The following is a 19136-nucleotide window of genomic DNA, read 5'->3' as shown; positions in this document are numbered from 1 at the left end:
TCTCCCCTCCATCCCTCACGCTACTGTGAGTCGATGAGCCGGATCAGTCGCGATGCGCTCGTCTCACGGAGAGCGGATGCCGTCGCTCGCGCCACCTCCGCAGCATCCGCCCTGGCCGAACTCGTGCACGACCGGCTGGACTCGAACGACGATGACGAGCACGACCCGGAGGGTGTTCCCCTGTCATCCGAATGGTCACGGCTGACGGCGCTCTCGGAGGCCGCCGATCTGGAGGTGCGGCAGTTCGACGAGGCGCTGCAGCGCTGGGATGCCGGGACCTACGGCATCTGCGCGTCGTGCGGCAGGCCGATCCCGGAGGGACGACTGGAGGTCAGGCCGTCGGCGGAGCTGTGCGTGCCGTGCGCGGAGAAGGCCGGATGAGGAGGTCCCCGGACATCGTGCGCCTGATCGGCGAGGATGCGGATGTGCGAGCCGTCGCGCGTGATGCCGTGGCCATCCTGCAGGATCGCGACTTCGTCGCACGACTGCGACAGCTGAACGCGGATCGGGTGCGCTGGCTCGCGACCGCAGCCCCGGCGCCCAGGAGATCGGCGCCCTCTGCGACCGCGCAGCGCGGGTCGCGCGTCTATCCGGTCGCGTGGGGCACGCTGCTGGCCATCGCGATGACGGCCGCCCTCATCTTCGCAGTGCAACTGGATGCCCCGACCCGGCGCAACCGATTCCTCGACACCGATCTGAGCATCCGGATCGCTGTGGTCACGGGCCTGATCGCCGTCCTCCTGCTGCTCATCTCCGCGCTCCTGCGCGTGCCGAACCGCTCCTGCGCCCTCATCGGGGAGACCGTCACGGTGCTCATCCTGGCCATCAGCCTGTGGGTGATCGGGTACCGCCTCGTGGTCGGCGTCGACGACAGCCGAGGCTTCACCGGCCAGGATCTCGCCGCCTGGATGCCCTTCGCCGTGCTGATCGCCGTGCTGCTGATCGCCGTCGGACTGCGCTGCGACTTCGCACGCCGACGGATGCCGTCGGAATGGTCGGGCCCGACGTCGGGCCGAGTCACCCCGTCCCGTGAATCAGGTGCGGGGCTGCGCCGGGTGGCCGCTGCGCTCGCGAGCGAAGGCGTGTCACCGGCGCAGCGCAACGAATGGGCGTCGAGACTCGAGGCGCTGCGCCGCCGCGGCACCCCCGACAGGACGATCGATCAAGCACTGACCATGACCCCACGCTCCTGGCTCGCCTGGCTCTGCTACGACGGAGAGATCGAGACCGGCGACGTGCTGACACGCGGCTGAGACGATCCCGCGCCGAACAGGCCGCGGCCGCCCACAGATCGGGGGCCGACACGCCAGATCACGGACTCATTCGCGGGAAACGTCCGAAATGTGGCGTGTCGGCCCCCGGACTGCAACAGGCGGAGAGCCCCGACCCGCCGCCGGGCGTCACTCCCGCGGGATGCGGAACGTCTCGTAGGGCACGCGGCGCACGAGGTCGTCGGCGATCTCGGCCGCATCCTCCTCGGTGAGCCGGTGCGTGACCACCAGCGACGCCAGGTAGCCGGCATCCACCCGCCGGGCCATGTCGTGCCGGGCGGGGATGGAGCAGAAGGCGCGGGTGTCGTCGATGAAGCCCGAGGTCTTCGCGAAGCCGGCGCTGTCGGTGATCGCGCGGCGGTAGCGCTCCATGGCATCCGGGGTGTCGAGGAACCACCAGGGAGCGCCCACGTACACGCTGGGGTAGAAGCCCGCCATCGGCGCCAGTTCCCGCGAGAACGACGTCTCGTCCACCGTGAACAGCACCAGACGCAGCTGCGTACCGGTGCCGAAGTCGTTCAGTGCGCGCCGCAGCGGCTCGGTGTAGGTCATCGGCACCGGCAGATCGTGCCCGGTGTCGGCTCCGAAGCGCCGCAGCGTGGGCACGTGGTGGTTGCGATGGATGCCAGGATGCAGCTGCATCACCATGCCGTCCTCCGACGACATCTCGATCAGGCGGTAGAGGATGTCGCGCCGGTAGGCGGTGCCCTCCTCCGCGGTCGCCTCGCCACGCAGGCCCGCGGCGTGGATGCGCTCGGCCTCGCCCGCGGGGAGCGGCACGGCCCAGGCATCCGGCACCCCGGTGTCGGTCGCGGTGCCGCCGGCCGCGCGGAACCAGGCCCGGCGGGCACGGAGCGCCTCGAGCAGGCCGGCGTACGTGCCGCAGGAGATCTCGGATGCCGCGGCCAGACGCTCCAGCGCGGGAAGCCAACCCGGAGCGGACGGGTCCATGGCACGGTCGGCGCGGAAGGTCGGCAGCACCCTCCCGGTGAAGGTCGGGTCGGCGGCGAGCGCCAGATGGTCGGCGAGGTCGGCGGCCGGGTCGTCGGTGGTGGCGAGCACGTCGACGCCGAAGCGTTCGAACAGCGCACGCGGGCGATACGCATCGTCGGTCAGCAGCTCGGCGATGCGGTCGTACACGGCATCCGCGGTGTCGGCGGTGAGCCGATCGTCGATGCCGAACAGCTCGCTGAGCTGGTACTCGAACCAGTACTGCACCGAGCTGGCACGGAACAGGTGCCAGTTCGCGGCGAGCACCCGCCAGGCCTCCCGCGGGTCGACCGCGGGCTCCCCGGCGGGGGCCTGCACTCCGCCGAGCGAGATCCCCGCGCCGTGCAGCACCCGGGTCACATAGTGATCGCCGGTGAGCAGCAGCTCGGTCGGCGAGGCGAAGGGCCGGTCCTCGGCGAGCAGCGACGCCGGCACGTGCCCGTGCGGCGACACGATCGGGGCGTCGGCGACCCGCCGGTAGAGCTCACGGGCGATGCCGCGGGTGGACGGATCGCCGGGAAGCAGGCGGTCGGGGTGCATCTTGGTGCTGAGCATGAGGTCCTTCTGCGGTCGTGCACGGCGGCGGCGGGGCCGCGCGCCTGGTTGCACGTTACCGGTCATCATCCGAGTTGGCAACCGTTTGCCATTATGATGGGTATCGGGCGTCTCGAAACGGTTCGAAGCGCCGGGAGGGCGGACATGACGGAGCGACCGGATCGGCACCGCGGATCGACCATCGTGCACCTCGGCGTGGGCGCGTTCCACCGGGCGCACCAGGCTTGGTACACGCATCTCGCCTCCACGTCCGACGACCCGTGGAGCATCGTCGCGTTCACCGGGCGCTCCCCCGAGCAGGCGCGTCTGCTGCAGGCATCCGGCGGCAGCTACACGCTGATCACCCGCGGGCCGGACGGCGACCGGTTCGAGCGGATCGACAGCGTCCGCTCCGCCCACGACGGTGCAGACCGACCCGCCTGGGAGCAGGGCGTCGCCGCGCCAGGCACGCGCCTCATCACCCTGACCGTCACCGAGGCAGGGTACCGCGCGGACGCGCACGGGAACCTCGACCTTGCGGATGCTGCGGTCGTCGCCGACCTGCGCGCGGCGCGCAGCGGAGCGGATGCCGCGCTCGCCACGGCCCCGGTGCGCCTGGCCAGCGGACTGGCCGCAAGGCGCTCAGCGGATGCCGGGCCGCTCACCGTGATCAGCTGCGACAACCTGCCGGGCAACGGCGCGATCACCCGCGCGGTCGTGCTGCAGGCCGCGGCCGAGCTCGACCCCGCACTGCCCGCCTGGATCGACGCGAACGTCGGCTTCCGCTCCTCCATGGTCGACCGCATCACGCCCCGCACCGTGCCGGCCGACATCGACGCCGTGGAGCGCGCCACCGGAATCCGCGACGAGGCGGCCGTCGTCACCGAGCCGTTCTCGGAGTGGATCATCGAGCGCGGCTTCACCGGTCCCGACTGGGAGCGCGCGGGCGTGCGCCTGACCGATGACCTCGCGCCCTATGAGCAGCGCAAGCTGCGCATCCTCAACGGCGCGCACTCCCTGCTGGCCTACCGCGGTCTGCTCGCAGGGCACCAGCACGTCGCAGACGCCTTCGCCGATCCGGCGGTGCGCGAACAGGTCGAGGAGTACTGGGTCGCCGCGGCGGACAGCTGCTCACTGCCCAGGCCCGAGCTCGACGAGGCGGTCGACGCCACCCGCGGCCGGTTCGCGAATCCTCGCATCCGCCATGCGCTGGCGCAGATCGCGCTGGACGGAGAGATCAAGCTGCGGCACCGCGTGGTCCCCGTGCTCGCGCACGCCGTGCGCAGTGGCGGGAGCGCGTCGGCGCCGGCATCCGCCATCGCCGCCTGGATGCGGTGGAGCGGAGCATCCGGGCACGCGCTCGACCGGCTCCTGACCGGGCACGACGCCGATGTCGCCGCCGCGATGCGCGCGGCGATCGAGCGCGAGATCCGTAGGCTGGGGGAGATGTCCGCCGGCGCGGTTCCGCGCGCCGGCGCAGTGAGGAGCTGAGGATGGCCGACGACGAGACCGTCGACGCCGCGACGGGCGGGCCCGCGGGCGAGCACGTGCGCCCCGGCGAGAGTGCGACGATCTATGACGTCGCCCGGCTCGCGGGCGTGAACCCGTCCACGGTCTCGCGTGCACTGAACCGTCCCGGACGCGTCAGCGCCGCCACCGAGCGCCGCATCCGCGCCGCCGCCGAAACCCTGCACTACCAGGTGAATCCGATGGCCCGCGCCCTGCCGACCGGGCGCACCTCGATCATCGGGCTGGTGGTCGCCGACATCACGAACCCGGTGTTCTTCGACGTCGTGCGCGGCGCCGAGACCGCTGCGACCCGCGCCGGTTACACCCTGGTGCTGACCGAGTCGGAGGAGTCGGACGAGCGCGAGTACGAGCGCGCCGAGCGGATGCTGCGCATGGTCGACGGGCTGCTGCTGGCCACGCCGCGCATGCCGGACGAGCACATCCGCGCCCTCGCCGGGCAGAAGCAGGTCGCCGTCGTCAACCGCCAGGTGGAGGACGTGCTCTCGGTCGTCCCGGACGCCCAGCACGGCATCGCGGAGGCCGTGCGTCACCTGCGCGGTCTCGGCCACTCGCGCATCGCGTACCTGCCGGGGCCCTCCCTGTCGTGGATGGCGCGGCGCCGCGGCGAGCTGCTCGCCCAGCGCTGCGAGTGGGCGCACATCGAGCTCATCGCGCTCGATTCTGTGGCTCCCACCGTCGCCGGAGGCCGCAGCGCGGCGCGCGCCGCCCGCGACAGCGGCGCGACGGCGGTGGTCGCGTACAACGACCTGATCGCGATCGGCCTGATGCAGGAGCTGGTCGAGACCGGCATCCGCATCCCCGCCGACCTCAGCGTGATCGGCTTCGACGACATCTTCGGCGCCGACTTCACCTCGCCCTCGCTCACGACGGTCAAGTCGCCGCTGCGCGAGGCCGGTGACCATGCGATGACCGCGCTGCTCTCACGGGTCGCCGGCGATGCCGCGCCGTACGTGGGCTTCGACCTCGAGACGACGCTGGTGGTGCGCGGCTCCACAGGTCCGGCTGCCTGACGCCGCCGCTCGGACACGCACCGACCGAGACCTGCGCCGCGGTGTGTCCCAGCAGTGCCGGGTCGCGGGGCGCCGGAGCCACGGCATGTCCCAGCAGTGGCGGGTCACATCGAGGCGGACTCACCAGTTCTGAGACACACGGCGCAGCGCGTCCCACAGGTGGCGCGACGGATGCCCGTGCACCCGCCACTTGTGGGACACCGACGGCGGTCGCCGCGCTGCGGGACACTCAGGACACGCAGCACGGCAACCGCTTGCCAGATCAGTGCGAGAGAGGGCCGACCTCGAATGCCGCGAGCGGGCTGCGACGGGGTGCCGCCATGCTCAGCTCATGGGCTCCGACATCCGCCGTCCCGAGGCGCTGACGACCGTCGATGTCGTCGCGCACCACGGCCCGGTGGTCACGCGTCGCGGCATCCACCGCGGCGCTGCCGGAGCCGATGCGCCACACGTCGTCGGCATCCTTCGCGAGCTTGGGGTCCACGCGGGTGAAGCCGGACGCCGGCATGTCGCCGTCCGGAGCAGCACCCCAGAACAGGTTGCCCGCCCAGGTGAAACCGATCGAGTTCGCCACCTCGCTCAGCGTGCCCGCGTCGCCCTGGAAGATGTTGTCGACGATCACGCAGTCCATCGGCGTGACGGGACGGTGCGTCTCACACGAGATGCCGCCCGCGTTGCCGTAGACCGTGTTCAGGGCGATGTGCACCCGGTCGGCCGCATCGTTCTTCTTGCGCGAGGCCGCCGGCTCGCCCTCGTAGTGATCCCGCTCGGTGCCCGCGCCCAGCACGAACGCCGTGTCGGCGGTCTCGCCGATGTAGTTGTTCACGATCACGTGGTCGTTGCCGTAGATGCGGATGCCGCGCAGGCCGCGGATGATGTGGTTCGACTCCACCCGGTTGCGGTTGCCGTGCCGCAGCACGATGCCGCCGCCGCTGTCGCGGATGGTGTTGTACCGGATGATGTTGTCGCTGGACTTGACCGAGATCGCCTCGGGGTCGCCGTTGCAGCGCTCGAACAGGTTGTACTCGACGATCGCGTGCGCGCTGCTCAGCGCGCGGGGGCTCACGCCCAGGCGGATCGGCTCGCCGCCGTTGTCCCCGGGGAAGGTGTGGTCGCTGAAGTAGTTGTGGTGGATGCGCACGTTCTGCGCCATCTCGGTGCTGCCGGCGCCTTCCACGCCGAGGAAGACGCCGAGCGTCGACTTGCTGTGGAAGTGGTTGTACTCGACGACCGAGTCGTCCGCGCGCACCATCACACACAGCAGGCCCTCGATGTCGGCCAGCTGGAAGTCGTTGCGGCTGAGGGTGATCGACTGGCAGTCCGCCGGCAGCTCGAACGTGGTCGACTGCGTGAAGACGAAGCCGCGCAGCACGAGGTCGTGCGTGCCGCCGAACCGGAAGCTCTCCGCCCCGGTGAACGTGACCCCGCCGATCGACTCCGCCGTGATCATCAGCGGCTTGTTCCAGCGGCCCCCGACGCCCGTCAGATCGATGGGCTCCCCTTCCGGCACGGCGTAGGTGCCGTTCGCGACGATGATCGTCCCGCCCTCGGGAGCGGCGGCGATCGCCGCGCGCAGCTCGGCCAGCGAGGACGCGCGCGAGTACGGTCCGACGCCCGGGAGCATCGGCACGACGCCGGATGCGGCCGGGCCGACGCCGAGCATCGATGCACCGGCGGCCTGGGCGCCGACCACGGCGGTGGCCGCACCGGCCATGGCCGACAGGATGAACGTCCTTCTCTTCATTTCTTCCTCCTCTTCGAGGGGTCGCCGAGGAGACCGCCGGCGGCGGTCTCGGTCCAGGCGACCGGGTTGTGGGGTCAGACGGGGTCGGTCAGGAACAGCTCCACGACGGGGACGGGGGTGTCGGGGCGCTGCACGGGCAGCTGCAGCGTGTAGGTGCCCTCCGGCAGGCCGCCCATCAGGGTGTTCTGCGCAGGGCGGTTCGGGTCGATGTGCACGGGCACCAGCTCCGAGGCATCCGACATCAGCTGCGCGTAGCGCACCTTCCCCGCTAGGCCGGGCAGGTGCAGGTGCTTGAACGGCCAGTCGAACAGGTGCACATACAGGCGGTCGCCGCGCAGCGTGTAGCGCGTGCCGGTGGGCGCCTGCCACGGGGCGGGACCGGCGCCGTGGATCGACCGCGCGTGGTCGTCCATCCAGGCCGCGATCTCGTCGAAGGTGCGCTGCGCGGTGCGGTCGATGCGCCCGCGCCCGTCCGGACCGACGTTCAGCAGCAGGTTGCCGTTCTTCGAGACGCCGTCGATCAGCAGTCGGATGAGCGACTCCGGGCTCTTCACGTCGAGGTTGTCGCGGTCGTAGCCCCAGCTGCCGTTGAGCGTCTGGCATGCCTCCCAGGGCACCTCCACGCCGTCGCGGCGCATCGGCTCGAGCGGCTGGTACTGCTCAGGCGTGACGATGTCGCCCGGGATGCCCATCCTGTCGTTCACGATCACGTGCGGCTGCAGCTCGCGGATGAGGGCCATCAGCCCCTCGGCATCCCAGTCCTCCGCGCCCTTGCCGCCCCAGTAGTCGACGCGGTGCGTGTACGAGAAGTCGAAGAACAGGTAGTCGATGCGCCCGTACTCCGTGAGCAGCTCGCGCACCTGCCCGTGCAGATAGGGCTGGTAGTCGCGCACGTCGCGATCGGCGGTGGCCGCCTTGAACTCCTCGTCGTCGCGCTGCGGGTGCGTGCCGTCGACGGGGAAGGCCTCGTGGTGCCAGTCGATCAGCGAGTAGTAGATGCCCACGCGCAGTCCCTCGGCGCGGCAGGCCTCGACGAACTCGGCCACGGCGTCGCGCCCATACGGCGTGTTCATCACGGTGTAGTCGGTGAGCTTCGAATCCCACAGGCAGAACCCGTCATGGTGCTTCGCGGTGAGAACGACGTAGCCGGCACCGGCCGCCTTCGCGGTGCGCGCCCAGGCGCGCGGGTCGTAGCGGTCGGGGTCGAAGTGCTCGCGGTACGGCTCGTAGTCGGCGTCCGTCATCCGCTCGCGATTCTTCACCCACTCGTGCCGCGCGGCGAGCGAGTACAGCCCCCAGTGCACGAACATGCCGAGGCGCGCCTCGGTGAACCAGGCCATCTCTGCGGCGGATGCCGTCATGCGTGAGCTCCTCGGGTGGTGACGGGGGCGGATGCCGGGATGGGCTCGACGAGCGCGGCGCCGAGCGCCGCCAGCTCGTCGTCGGTCAGGCCGTGCGCGCGCAGGTAGGCGGATGCCGATCCCCAGCGCGCGTCGAGATCGGACAGCGTCTGCGCCATCACCTCGGCGGGGGACTCGGTGGCGAGCATCCAGGCGTGCTGCGACTGCGGATACTTCGCCGCCAGGCGTTCGGACGTGGCACGGCGGTGGCCGGCGGGGATGAGGTCGGCCGTCCGCGCGTAGTCGGCGACCACAGCATTCCGCTCCGCACCGACCGCCGACAGCGCCAGCGCGATCACGACGCCCGTGCGGTCCTTGCCCGCCGTGCAGTGGACGAGCGTCGGCTCGCCAGCCGCGATCACGCGCACGGCATCCACCAGCTGCGCCGACGACTCGGCCAGCAGGTGCGCGTAGATCTCCCCCAGGCTGAAGTCCTGCTCGAAGAACGAGCGGGTGGAGCCGAGGTACAGCGGGAGGCGGGTGATCGGGATGCCGGCCACGGCCGTGGCATCCGCCTGCGCCTCCTCGTCCGACCGCAGGTCGACGATCCGCGCGACGGAGGTCTTCAGGAACATCGCCCCGTCGGCATCCGCGGCCGCGAGATGACCCGACCGGAACAGGCGCCCGGTGCGGATCATCCCGCCCTCGGCCGGGATCCCACCCACGTCGCGGAAGCCGACGACACCCTGCAGCACGACCACGCGTCAGCCCTTCAGCGCGCCCGAGGTGAGACCGCGGGCGAACGAGCGCTGGAACAGCAGGAACACGATCACCGAAGGGGCGAGCGCCAGCAGCGACGCCGCCATCACGACGCCGGGGGTGACCTCGGGCTCGATGCGCAGCGTGCGCAGTGCGAGGGGCAGCGTGTAGGTGGCGCTGGAGGTCGACACGAGCAGCGGCAGCAGGTACTGGTCCCAGATCATGGTGAAGCCGAACACGCCGATCACGCCGAGCGCCGGCTTGCAGAGCGGCACGATGATCTGCGCGAACACCCGCAGCTCGCTGGCGCCGTCGATGCGGGCGGCCTCCTCGAGCTCGAGCGGAACGTCCTTCATGAACTCGGTCATCACCAGGATCGAGAACGCCCAGGCGCCGATCGGCACGATCATGCCGGCGAGCGTCCCCATCAGGTTGATGTGCACGAGGGGCAGATCGGCCAGCAGGATCGACAGCGGCAGCGCCAGGATCTCGTCGGGGAGCATCATCGTCGCGAGGATCGCCACGAGCGCGAGCGCAGAGAACCGGAACCTCTTGCGAGCCAGCGCATAGCCCGCCAGCACCGAGACGACCACCTGCATGAGCAGACCGAAGCCGACCACGAAGAACGAGTTCATCAGGTAGCCGAGCACGCCGAAGTCGACGGCGACCGAGAAGTTCTCCAGCGTCGGACGGTTGGGGATGACGCTGAGCTCGGTGGGGTCGGAGACCTCGCTGAACGCGCCCGAGAGCAGGGCGAGCAGCGGGCCTGCGAACAGCACGACCACGAGGGCGTACAGCACGACCTTCACGCCGATGCCGACGACGGTGCGGCTCTCGGTGAGGCCGAGGGCGGTGTCTGTTCCGACGCTCATGCGTCCTTCTTCTTTCTGAGCAGCAGCTGCACCACGAGGGTCAGCACGAGGGTCGCCAGGAACAGCAGCACGGCACCGGCCGAGCCGACACCCAGCTTCTGCTGCTCGAGTCCCAGCTTGTAGAGCAGGGTCATGATGACCTCGGTCGAGCCGTTCGGCCCGCCGTTGGTCATCAGGTAGACCTCGGTGAACACCCGGAACCCGCGGATCGCGGCGAGGATGAACAGGATCGTGAACACGGGGCGCAGCCCGGGGAGGGTCACGTGCCGGATGCGCTGCCAGCGGCCCGCGCCGTCGATCGTCGCCGCCTCGTAGAGGCCGCGGTCGATGCCGGCGAGCCCGGCGAGGATGATCATCATGTCGTAGGGGCCGCCGCGCCAGATGCCCATCACCATGATCGACCACATCGAGGAGTCGGGGCTGTTGATGAACTCACTGGGGCCCAGGCCGACGAGCCCGATGATGGAGTTCAGGAAGCCGTCCGCAGACGGGTGGTACATGATCCGCCACAGCTCGGCGACCACGGCCATCGGGACGACCACGGGCAGGAAGGCCGCGGAGCGGATGAACGACAGCTTGCGGGTCTGTCCCTCGAGCAGCAGTGCGAGCAGGAAGCCCAGCAGCAGGCATCCCGCGGTCTGGCCGACCGCGAGGATCAGGGTGTTGACCGCTGCGTCGCGGAAGCTGGGCGAGGCGAGGATCGTCTGGTAGTTCTGCATGCCCACGTACTCGTTGCCGAGGTAGGGGCGCACGTTCTCCACCGACATCCCGATGGCCTGACCCATGGGGATGTAGCGGAAGATCAGGAACAGCAGGAGGGCGGGGGCGAGGAACCCCCACGGGACCCACCACTGGCCCTGGACTCGGTGGCGGCGACGCCGCCGGGCCGGCGGCGGGGACGTGTGGGCCCCCGCCGCCTGCTGGGGAGCGTCGGCCGCGGTGGCGGCGTCGGCTGTGTCGATGGTCACTGCTTGAGGATCCCCTGCGTCAGGAGCTCGGCGGTCAGCTTGCCGTCGAGCTTGGTGAGCTCGTCCTTCACGTCGAGCGAGCAGTCGGCGAGAAGGGCGTTGATGGTGTCGGCGCTCATCTGGCGCACCGGGGTCCAGCTGGGGATGGTCGGTGCGTAGTGGCCGCTCTTCTGATAGGCGTCCTGGAAGACAGTCCAGCGTGCGTCGTCACGGACGTCCGAGACCTTCACCTTCTCGTTCACCGGGAGCTGGATGGCGAAGGCATCCGTGCCCTCCATGCCGAACTTCTGCGCCTCGGGGCTGACGTACCAGTCGGCGAAGGCGGTCTGGCCCTTCACGTTCTCGGAGCCCGCCATCAGGTAGACCGTGCCACCCTCCGCGAGCACCGCGGAGTCCTTCGGGCCCTTGGGCGCGGGGACCACCTCGTACTTGTCTGCGCCGAGCACCTTGTCGAAGCGCGGCATCATGTACGGGCCGGTGACGTACATGCCGGCGATGCCGGACTCGAACGCCTCGTTGGTCGGCGGGGTGTCCATGCTCGGGGCACCGGGCTGCACGACGCCGGCCTTGCACTGCAGGTCGCGGAACCATGTGGTGGCCTTGACCGCGGCGTCCGAGGTCATCGCCGGCAGCCACTTGTCGCCGGAGCCGGTGATGAAGTCGCCGCCCGCGGCCCACAGGAAGTTCGAGAAGTACCACGACGCGTACCCGCGCTTCGTCGAACCGGGCACGGCCAGTCCGTAGGTGTCGTTCTTGCCGTTGCCGTCGGGGTCGTTCTCGGTGAACGCCTTGGCGACCTGCTCCATCTCGTCCCACGTCTTCGGCGCCTCGAGACCGAGGTTCTTCAGCCAGTCGCTGCGGATGAGCAGGGCGTTGGCCTGTGCGGAGTAGGGGATGCCATAGGTCTTGCCGTCCACGGCCTTGCCCGCCTTGAGGGCCTGCGGGGTCAGGTCCTTGGAGTTCTTGACGTCCTTTAGGTCGATCTCGCGGAGGATGCCCTGCGACTGCATCGTGCCGAGCTGGCTCACGTCGTTGAGCACGATGTCGGGCAGGTCCTTCTGGCCGGCACGCTGGGCGAGCTTAATCTCGAAGTCGTCGAAGATCGCGGTGACCTCGGCCTTGTAGCCGGTGGCCTTCTCGAAGGCCTCGACCTGACGCTTGGTGGCGGCCTCGCTGGGGCTGCCCGGCGTGGTGCGGGTCCAGATCTCGAGGGTGGCCTTCTCATCCTGCTTGACGCCCGTTCCCCCCGCGCCGCCGGGTGCGGCGCTGGAACAGCCCGCGAGGGCAAGCGTGGCGATGCCGATCAGTGCGGCTGCTTTCATCCTTGTGTGCATGGGGACTCTCTCCGGGTTGGCAAACGCTTGCCACTTTGCAAGACGCTGTTCGCGAATCTAACCTAGGGTCGCGGACACTGTCAACAATTGATCCGATGTCTGGCTCCCCACAATTCGATTCCTGGAGGCATCGTGGCCGAAGAAGATCCTCGCATCCGAGCACGTCTCGTCATGGAGGAACGGCGTCGCGACGACGTCTATCCGGCGGATGCGCTGGCCGCGATCGCCCGCGCCGCACGGTTCGACCAGCCCCCGATCACAGCCGAGCAGCTCTCGCGCGAACCGGACGCCCTGAAGGACGTGGACGTGCTGCTGACCGGCTGGGGCGCGCCGGTCATCGATGCCGAGCTGCTCGCCCGCGCCCCTCGCCTGAAGGCTGTGCTGCACGCCGCGGGCTCGGTCAAGCACATCGTCACCGACGCGTCCTGGGATCGCGGCATCGAGGTCGCCTCGGCCGCCGCGGCGAACGCCGAGCCGGTCGCCGAGCTCACGGCCGCGCAGATCGTGCTCGCCGCACGCGGCGTCGCGGCATCCCGGCGGCTGTACCGCGAGCGCCGCAACCTCTCGGCCGCGCACGCCGCGCACGGCGCGACGGGCCGGACCGTCGGGCTGTGGGCTCTGGGCGAGATCGGCCGGCGGGTGGCGGAGCGGCTGCGCGGCAGCGCGCTCACCGTCCTCGCGCACGACCCGTTCGCGGATGCCGCCCAGGCGGCGTCGCTCGGCGTGACCCTGGTCACCCTGGAGGAGCTGTTCGAGCGGTCGGACGTGGTGAGCCTGCACGCCCCGCTCCTGCCGGAGACCACGGGGATGATCGGGCGCGGGCTGCTGGAGCGGATGCCGCAGGGCGCCGTGCTCATCAACACCGCCCGCGGCGGGCTGATCGACGAGCAGGGTCTGGTGGACGTGCTGCGCCGGCGCCCCGATCTGACGGCCCAGCTGGACGTCACCGTCGTGGAGCCGCCGGCAGCCGATTCGGAGCTGTGGGAGCTGACGAACATCGAGCTCACGCCGCACGTCGCAGGCTCCATGGGCGATGACCGCGGCGCGATGGGAAGGCTGGTCGCGGACGAGCTCGGACGGCTCGCACAGGGCCTGCCCCTGCAGCACCGGGTGGGGCGCGATCAGCTGGCTCGCATGGCCTGAGATTGGCAACCGATTGCCGAACCGGAGGGTCGGCTACGCCCCGCGGTCGGGTCGAGGATCAGACCACGAACGAGGTGCGCAGTCGCTCGATCTCGAGCATCGCCGGCCCCGAGCCGGCGAGGTCCGGTGAGATCAGCTCGACGAGACCACGGATCGGATCCGGACGCGAAAGGCGTCGGCCGATCTCGTCTGCGGCGACGTCGTCGATCGTGCGACCCGCTGCGTGCTCGGTCTCCACGAAGCTGATCCATTCGGCGACGGCCCGAAGGCCTGCGTCGCCGGATCCGCCGTGCTGCCGGTCGAGCATCACCGCTCCGACGACGCGGTCGCGCAGCTTCACGCTGCCGTCGGCCGCGATCTGCCGCAGGTGGTGCGCGATCGAGCGGTTCGTGAACCGTCGCGCCAGGTCGGCACGATACTCGTCGGGCGCCAGGCCGGAGCCCGCCAGATGCCTGGCGTCCAGATCCCACAGCGCCTCCACGGCGCGCACGCACTCGGGGTCCGACATCGCATCCGCCACCGTGATGTGTCCGCGACGGGTCCCCGCATAGGCGAGCAGCGAGTGCGCGCCGTTCAGCATCCACAGCTTCCTGCGCTCGTAGGGCTCGATCCTGTCGACGAAGGTCGCGCCAGCGTCCTCCCAGCGCGGCCGCTCGACCCGGAACACGCCGGACAGGATCCAGCTCGAATAGGACTCCGTCACCACCGGCACCAGATCCGTCACGCCCGTGCGCTCCGTCACCAGGCGCACATCGGCGTCGGTCGTGCGCGGCGTGATGCGGTCGACCGAGGTCCCGATCCAGTCGACGTCGATGCCAGGCAGCCGGCCCACCAGCTCGGCCATGCCGAGCACGGATGCCCGCACAGCCCCGGCGTTGTCCGCGAGGTTGTCGCACGGGATCACCGCGATCGGACCCGCCGATGCTTCCGCCCGACCGAGCAGTGCCCACAGCAGCCGTCCCGGCATCGTGCGCAGGGCGCCGTCGGGGAGATCGCGTCCATCGGCGAGCGCCGCGCGCGTCGTCACGGCATCGGCGAGCACGTCCGCGTCCTGCGCGTCCAGGCGGCGGTCGGCTCCGAGACGGTAGCCCTTCTCGGTGACCGTCAGGGTGACGATCGTCACCTCGGGCCGGCTGACGAGCTCACGCAGCGCGGTGATCTCCGCCGCACCGTGGGTCTGCACGATCGACTCGATCACCTCGAGCCGATCCCCGTCGCCACCGCGTTCGACGAGCGTGTACAGCCCGTCCTGCTCGCCCAGCAGCCGCGCCGCCTCGGGGCCGCGCCCGGTGAACGCGGCGATCCCCCATTCGCCGCCCTCGTCCGCCCTCGCCGTGTACCAGGCCTGATGCGAGCGGTGGAACGCCCCCAGCCCCAGGTGCACGATGCGCACCGGGGGCCGGGGACGTCGACGCACCCGAAGGCGGGGCGGGATCACTTCAGACCCGTGGTGGCGATGCCACGCACCAGATACTTCTGGCCGAAGAGGAAGGCCAGGAACACCGGGACGATCGAGACGATCGACATCGCGAACAGCGGCCCCCACGAGCTCTGACCCTGCGAGTCCAGGAACGCCCGCAGCGCGGGCTGCACGGTGTACGACTCCGGAGAGGTGAGGTAGATCACCTGACTGAAGAAGTCGTTCCACGTCCAGATGAAGGTGAAGATCGCTGTGGTCGCGAGAGCCGGCGTCATCAGAGGCAGCAGGATCTGCCAGAAGGTGCGGAAGTGCCCGCATCCGTCGATCCGGGCCGCCTCATCGAGCTCGCGCGGCAGGCCGCGGATGAACTGCACCATCAGGAACACGAAGAAGCCGTCCGTGGCGAACAGCTTCGGCACGATCAGCGGCAGCACCGTGTTCACCCAGCCGACCGAGTTGAACATGATGTACTGCGGGACGATGATCACCTGCAGCGGGAGCATGATCGTCAGCAGCATGAGCCCGAACATCCACCTGCGGCCCTTGAACGCCAGACGGGCGAACGCGTAGGCGGCCAGCGAGCACGACACCAGGTTGCCGACGATCGCCCCCAGCACGACGAGGGCCGAGTTCAGCAGGTATCGGCCGAAGGGCTGCGAGAGGGCATCCCAGCCCAGCGTGTAGTTCTCGAGAGTGAACCCCTCGAGCGACAGCCCCGGCGTGGTGAAGATCTCCGCCGTGGGGCGGAACGAGCTCACCAGCATCCACACCACCGGATAGAGCATCAGGACGGCGAGCGCCGTCAGCCCGGCGTGCTTGAGCACGGAGCGGATTTTCGCGCCGGTGGTGTCCGCCTTCGAACGCAGCCGGCGCGCCGGCGAGCCGCCTCCCGTGACGATCGCCTCTGTGGCGCTGATCTCAGTCTTCATAGAACACCCACCACTTCGAGAGCCAGAAGTTCAGCGCGGTCACCGCCGCCACGATCAGCAGCAGCAGCCACGCCATCGCCGAGGCGTAGCCCATCTGGAACCCGGGGAACCCCTTCTGATACAGGTACAGCGTGAAGAACAGCGTGGCGTCGGAGGGCCCACCCGTGCCGTTGGAGACGACGAACGCCTGCGTGAAGGTCTGGAAGGCCCCGATCACCTGCAGCACGAGATTGAAGAAGATGATCGGCGAGAGCAGCGGCAGGGTGATCGAGATGAAACGGCGGACCGGCCCGGCCCCGTCCACCTGCGCCGCCTCGTAGTACATCCGGGGCACGTTCCTGAGCCCCGCGAGGAAGATCACCAGCGGCGACCCGAACGTCCACACGTGCAGCAGGATCAGTGTGCCCAGGGCGGTGTCCGGGCTGGCGATCCAGCTCGCGCCCTCGACGCCGAACATGCTCAGCACCTGGTTCACGAGCCCGTCCGCTCCGAACATCTGCCGCCACAGCACGGCGATCGCGACCGAGGCGCCGAGCATCGAGGGCAGGTAGAACGCCGACCGGTAGAACGACATCCCCCGCATGCCACGGTCCAGCAGCATCGCGAGGCCGAGCGCCACGACGAGCTGGAGCGGGACGGCCGTGACCACGTACGTGAAGGTCACGCCCAGAGAGTGCTGCAGGCGCTCGTCCTGCAGCATCTGCTCGTAGTTGCGCGTTCCGATCCACGTGGGCGGCTGCAGCAGGTTGTACTTCGTGAAGGAGAGCACGAACGAGGCGATCACGGGGCCGATGGTGAACGCGAGCATGCCGATGATCCACGGAGCGAGGAACCCATAGGCGGCGAGGGATTCCCGCATCCCCCGCCGCGCGCGGACACGGCGGGGGATGCGGGGGGCGGAAGTCGCAGTCATCGTTCCGTCAGCCCGCAGCGGCGAGAAGATCGGTCAGTTCCTTGTGGACGCGTTCCGAGGCCTGTGCCGGGCTGATCGTGCCGAACAGCACGTCGGAGATGGCGCGCTGGACGACCTGGTCGTACGTGCCGCCGCCGACGGCGGGCACAGCCGGAGCCTTTCCGAAGTCGTCGGCGTGGTCGACGGTGAAGGCGATCAGGCGCTGCTCGGGCTCGCTCACCTTGTCGGCGATGTACTCGCGGTTGCCGCTGTTGAGCGGCAGACCGCGCTCGGCCAGCAGTTCGTCGGCCGCAGCCTTGTCGTTGAGCAGGAAGTCGATGAGCTTGGCCGCCTCGGCGGGATGCTTCGAGGTCGCCGCCATCGAGTAGTACATCGCGCCGCGGAGGTAGAGGCCCTTGGACTTGCCGTCCGAGGGAAGTCGCAGCAGCTGCAGGTCGGAGCCGAGGGATCCCTCGATCGTGGTGAGGAGGTTCGACCAGGCGAAGCCCATGGCGCTCTTGCCGGTGGCGATCCCCCACTGATCGGGGGAGAGCACCATCTGCTCGGTGATCACGGATGCCTTCGGAGCGGCGCCCGACGTGCTCAGCTCGGACACCTCCGTGAAGTACCCCGTGAGCCCGTCGTCGTCGAAGCCGACCTTGCCGTCGCTGGTGAAGAGCGAGTCCCCGTGCTGCAGCAGCCAGGCGTTCGTCACCGGGTCGCCGATGATCGAGTCCGTGCCGACGAAGCCCTTGCCCGCTTCGGACAGCTCGGCCGCGATGCGACCGTAGTCGTCCCAGGTCCAGGTGGCGTCATCCGGCATCGGCACGCCGGCGGCCTCGAAGAGCGCGGGGTTGGCGAGGACCGCGGGGAAGTTCGCACCCGCCTGAAGCGCGTACAGCTTCCCGTCCACCCGGCCGCTCTCCACTCCGCCCGCATCGAGACCCTTCAGGTCGATGCCCGCGTCGTCGAGCGGCTGAAGAACACCGCGCCCGGCGTACTCCGCGAGGTAGGCGTCGCTCATCTGCACGACGTCGGGCGTGTTCCCACCCGCCGTCTGCGTGGCGAGCCGGTCCCAGTAGCCGCCCCAGTCGCCGAACTCCGTCTCGACCTTGATGCCCGGGTTCGCCTTCTCGAACGCGTCGACGGCGGCCTCGGTGGCGGTGTGCCTGGCATCCGAACCCCACCAGGCGAAGCGGATCGTGACGTCGCCGCCGTCGGCTGCGGGCTCGGCTCCGCTGGACGAGCAGCCCGCCAGCAGGAGGGCGCCCGCGGCGATACCGGCGAGGACTGAGGTGAGTCGTTTCTTGCTGTGCATGGTGCCTACCTCCGTTGGTGGCTTGGTGGACGGGAGGGATCCGTCCTGGTCGAGGGGATCGGGTGTCGGGTGGGGATCGTTCAGGAGAGCGCGACGGCTCGTCCGGTGCGAGCGGACTCGTAGACGCCGAGCACGGCGGCCAGTGCACGGCGCCCGTCGGCGAAGCCGATCGCGGGCGGACGGCCGGTCGCGACCGCGTCGAGGACATCGAGATACTGCGCCCGGTGCGCCCAGTCGATGCTGGTCCAGCCTTCCGGCGCTGCATCCTCGACGCCCTCGTCGCCGTCGGCGTATCGGATCGTGAGGCGGCCCTCGGCGATGGTCGCGGAGCCCTTGGTGCCGAAGACGGAGAGTCTGACGCCACTCTCGGGAAAGGCCGCCGTCGAGGCGAACAGCGTGCCTACGGCGCCGCCGTCGAACCGGAAGACCGCACCGGCGACATCCTCCACCTCGATGCGCTCGTGGGCGACGCAGGCGGTCGCGGCGCTCACGCCCACGGGGGTGCCCAGCAGCCACAGGAGCAGGTCCAGCGCGTGCACGCCCTGATTCATCAGGGCACCGCCGCCGTCGACGTCGACGGTGCCGCGCCAGTCGCCGGAATCGTAGTAGGACTGGGCGCGGAAGAACGGGGACTCCGCCGTGCCACCGGTGAGACGTCCGAGCCGGCCGGAGTCGATGGCGCGGCGCAGCGCGACGGAGGTCGGCAGGAACCGGCGCTGGCTGACCACGCTCAGCACGCGATCGGCCTTCTGCGCGGCCACGGACAGTCGGTCCGCGGCCTCGAGCGTGATATCGACGGGCTTCTCCACGATGACGTGGCATCCGAGTTCGAGTGCGCGGATCGCGAGGTCGGCGTGCCCCGCACTGACCGTGCAGATGCTCACGATGTCGGGCAGCGCCCCGGTCGCGGCGAGGGCGTCCAGAGAGAGCGCCGCTGTCGCCCCTCGGGGGCCTGCGAGGCCCTGAGCCCGGTCGAGATCGTTGTCGACGACGGCGCTCACCCGCGCTTCGTCAATGGCATCGATCAGCCGGGCGTGCACGCCGCCGATGAATCCGGCGCCGATGATGGCGATGTCGGTCAT

The 19136-nt window shown here is 70.0% G+C and carries 17 protein-coding genes; 5 read left to right on the top strand and 12 right to left on the bottom strand.

Annotated elements, in window-relative coordinates; genetic code table 11:
- Positions 1-33 precede the first annotated feature (33 nt).
- On the top strand, positions 34-381 hold the full coding sequence (locus MIAR_RS03545) for a TraR/DksA family transcriptional regulator (RefSeq protein WP_285631393.1): 348 nt from the start codon (positions 34-36) through the stop codon (positions 379-381).
- The gene (locus tag MIAR_RS03540) at positions 378-1253 is read left to right on the top strand and encodes a hypothetical protein (protein ID WP_285631390.1); all 876 of its coding nucleotides are present in this window, start codon (positions 378-380) and stop codon (positions 1251-1253) included. The genes MIAR_RS03545 and MIAR_RS03540 overlap by 4 nt, the downstream gene beginning before the upstream one ends.
- 147 nt (positions 1254-1400) lie before the next feature.
- Here MIAR_RS03540 and uxaC read toward each other — a convergent pair whose 3' ends face one another.
- Entirely contained in the window at positions 1401-2816 is a 1416-nt protein-coding gene (uxaC, locus tag MIAR_RS03535; protein ID WP_285631387.1) for a glucuronate isomerase, read from the bottom strand.
- A 144-nt stretch (positions 2817-2960) separates the two neighbouring features.
- On the opposite strand from uxaC, the gene MIAR_RS03530 reads away from it, so the two are divergent.
- Together MIAR_RS03530 and MIAR_RS03525 are read left to right on the top strand one after the other, a co-directional pair.
- Positions 2961-4286, top strand: coding sequence for a mannitol dehydrogenase family protein (locus MIAR_RS03530; protein ID WP_285631383.1), 1326 nt, complete (start codon positions 2961-2963; stop codon positions 4284-4286).
- Positions 4287-4288: 2 nt separating this feature from the next.
- On the top strand, positions 4289-5335 hold the full coding sequence (locus tag MIAR_RS03525; protein ID WP_285631379.1) for a LacI family DNA-binding transcriptional regulator: 1047 nt from the start codon (positions 4289-4291) through the stop codon (positions 5333-5335).
- A 262-nt stretch (positions 5336-5597) separates the two neighbouring features.
- Here the strand turns inward: MIAR_RS03525 and MIAR_RS03520 are convergent, their stop codons facing one another.
- From MIAR_RS03520 to MIAR_RS03495, 6 genes are all read right to left on the bottom strand, one after another.
- Positions 5598-7079: a polysaccharide lyase 6 family protein gene (locus MIAR_RS03520; protein ID WP_285631376.1), complete on the bottom strand. Its 1482-nt coding sequence runs from the start codon at positions 7077-7079 to the stop codon at positions 5598-5600.
- A gap of 74 nt (positions 7080-7153) precedes the next feature.
- Positions 7154-8440, bottom strand: coding sequence for an alpha-L-fucosidase (locus MIAR_RS03515; protein WP_285631373.1), 1287 nt, complete (start codon positions 8438-8440; stop codon positions 7154-7156).
- Positions 8437-9180 carry a tyrosine-protein phosphatase gene (locus tag MIAR_RS03510; RefSeq protein WP_285631370.1) on the bottom strand — a complete coding sequence of 248 codons (744 nt, stop codon included), beginning with the start codon at positions 9178-9180 and terminating at the stop codon, positions 8437-8439. The genes MIAR_RS03515 and MIAR_RS03510 overlap by 4 nt, the downstream gene beginning before the upstream one ends.
- 3 nt (positions 9181-9183) lie before the next feature.
- Positions 9184-10050: a carbohydrate ABC transporter permease gene (locus MIAR_RS03505; RefSeq protein ID WP_285631367.1), complete on the bottom strand. Its 867-nt coding sequence runs from the start codon at positions 10048-10050 to the stop codon at positions 9184-9186.
- Complete coding sequence (locus MIAR_RS03500; RefSeq protein WP_285631364.1) at positions 10047-11018, bottom strand: carbohydrate ABC transporter permease; 972 nt, start codon at positions 11016-11018, stop codon at positions 10047-10049. Before MIAR_RS03500 ends, MIAR_RS03505 begins: the two co-directional genes overlap by 4 nt.
- Positions 11015-12340 (bottom strand): ABC transporter substrate-binding protein, encoded by a 1326-nt coding sequence (locus MIAR_RS03495; protein WP_285631361.1) that lies wholly within the window; start codon positions 12338-12340, stop codon positions 11015-11017. Before MIAR_RS03495 ends, MIAR_RS03500 begins: the two co-directional genes overlap by 4 nt.
- A 144-nt stretch (positions 12341-12484) precedes the next feature.
- On the opposite strand from MIAR_RS03495, the gene MIAR_RS03490 reads away from it, so the two are divergent.
- Positions 12485-13495, top strand: coding sequence for a hydroxyacid dehydrogenase (locus tag MIAR_RS03490; protein ID WP_285631358.1), 1011 nt, complete (start codon positions 12485-12487; stop codon positions 13493-13495).
- Between the two features lie 58 nt (positions 13496-13553).
- Here MIAR_RS03490 and MIAR_RS03485 read toward each other — a convergent pair whose 3' ends face one another.
- From MIAR_RS03485 to MIAR_RS03465, 5 genes are all read right to left on the bottom strand, one after another.
- Entirely contained in the window at positions 13554-14888 is a 1335-nt protein-coding gene (locus MIAR_RS03485; RefSeq protein ID WP_285631355.1) for a mannitol dehydrogenase family protein, read from the bottom strand.
- 41 nt (positions 14889-14929) lie between these two features.
- Positions 14930-15844, bottom strand: coding sequence for a carbohydrate ABC transporter permease (locus MIAR_RS03480; protein ID WP_425561623.1), 915 nt, complete (start codon positions 15842-15844; stop codon positions 14930-14932).
- A complete protein-coding gene (locus MIAR_RS03475; protein WP_285631352.1) occupies positions 15834-16757 on the bottom strand; it encodes a carbohydrate ABC transporter permease in 924 nt (307 codons plus the stop codon). Before MIAR_RS03475 ends, MIAR_RS03480 begins: the two co-directional genes overlap by 11 nt.
- A 7-nt stretch (positions 16758-16764) precedes the next feature.
- Positions 16765-18054: an ABC transporter substrate-binding protein gene (locus MIAR_RS03470; RefSeq protein WP_285631349.1), complete on the bottom strand. Its 1290-nt coding sequence runs from the start codon at positions 18052-18054 to the stop codon at positions 16765-16767.
- A gap of 80 nt (positions 18055-18134) precedes the next feature.
- Positions 18135-19136 carry a Gfo/Idh/MocA family protein gene (locus MIAR_RS03465; protein WP_285631346.1) on the bottom strand — a complete coding sequence of 334 codons (1002 nt, stop codon included), beginning with the start codon at positions 19134-19136 and terminating at the stop codon, positions 18135-18137.

Source organism: Microbacterium arabinogalactanolyticum (genome assembly GCF_030268005.1).
Lineage (GTDB): Bacteria > Actinomycetota > Actinomycetes > Actinomycetales > Microbacteriaceae > Microbacterium > Microbacterium arabinogalactanolyticum.
The sequence above is the reverse complement of the archived record's forward strand: the minus strand, read 5'-3'. Positions and strand labels throughout refer to the sequence as shown.

What these genes read in the sequence shown, in the direction of transcription:
- MIAR_RS03540 (WP_285631390.1), top strand. Translation starts at nt 378, where the DNA reads ATGAGGAGGTCCCCGGACATCGTGCGCCTGATCGGCGAGGATGCGGAT.
- MIAR_RS03475 (WP_285631352.1), bottom strand. Translation starts at nt 16,757, where the DNA reads ATGACTGCGACTTCCGCCCCCCGCATCCCCCGCCGTGTCCGCGCGCGG.
- MIAR_RS03545 (WP_285631393.1), top strand. Translation starts at nt 34, where the DNA reads ATGAGCCGGATCAGTCGCGATGCGCTCGTCTCACGGAGAGCGGATGCC.
- uxaC (WP_285631387.1), bottom strand. Translation starts at nt 2,816, where the DNA reads ATGCTCAGCACCAAGATGCACCCCGACCGCCTGCTTCCCGGCGATCCG.
- MIAR_RS03480 (WP_425561623.1), bottom strand. Translation starts at nt 15,844, where the DNA reads ATGAAGACTGAGATCAGCGCCACAGAGGCGATCGTCACGGGAGGCGGC.
- MIAR_RS03505 (WP_285631367.1), bottom strand. Translation starts at nt 10,050, where the DNA reads ATGAGCGTCGGAACAGACACCGCCCTCGGCCTCACCGAGAGCCGCACC.
- MIAR_RS03515 (WP_285631373.1), bottom strand. Translation starts at nt 8,440, where the DNA reads ATGACGGCATCCGCCGCAGAGATGGCCTGGTTCACCGAGGCGCGCCTC.
- MIAR_RS03470 (WP_285631349.1), bottom strand. Translation starts at nt 18,054, where the DNA reads ATGCACAGCAAGAAACGACTCACCTCAGTCCTCGCCGGTATCGCCGCG.
- MIAR_RS03495 (WP_285631361.1), bottom strand. Translation starts at nt 12,340, where the DNA reads ATGAAAGCAGCCGCACTGATCGGCATCGCCACGCTTGCCCTCGCGGGC.
- MIAR_RS03525 (WP_285631379.1), top strand. Translation starts at nt 4,289, where the DNA reads ATGGCCGACGACGAGACCGTCGACGCCGCGACGGGCGGGCCCGCGGGC.
- MIAR_RS03530 (WP_285631383.1), top strand. Translation starts at nt 2,961, where the DNA reads ATGACGGAGCGACCGGATCGGCACCGCGGATCGACCATCGTGCACCTC.
- MIAR_RS03520 (WP_285631376.1), bottom strand. Translation starts at nt 7,079, where the DNA reads ATGAAGAGAAGGACGTTCATCCTGTCGGCCATGGCCGGTGCGGCCACC.
- MIAR_RS03465 (WP_285631346.1), bottom strand. Translation starts at nt 19,136, where the DNA reads ATGACCGACATCGCCATCATCGGCGCCGGATTCATCGGCGGCGTGCAC.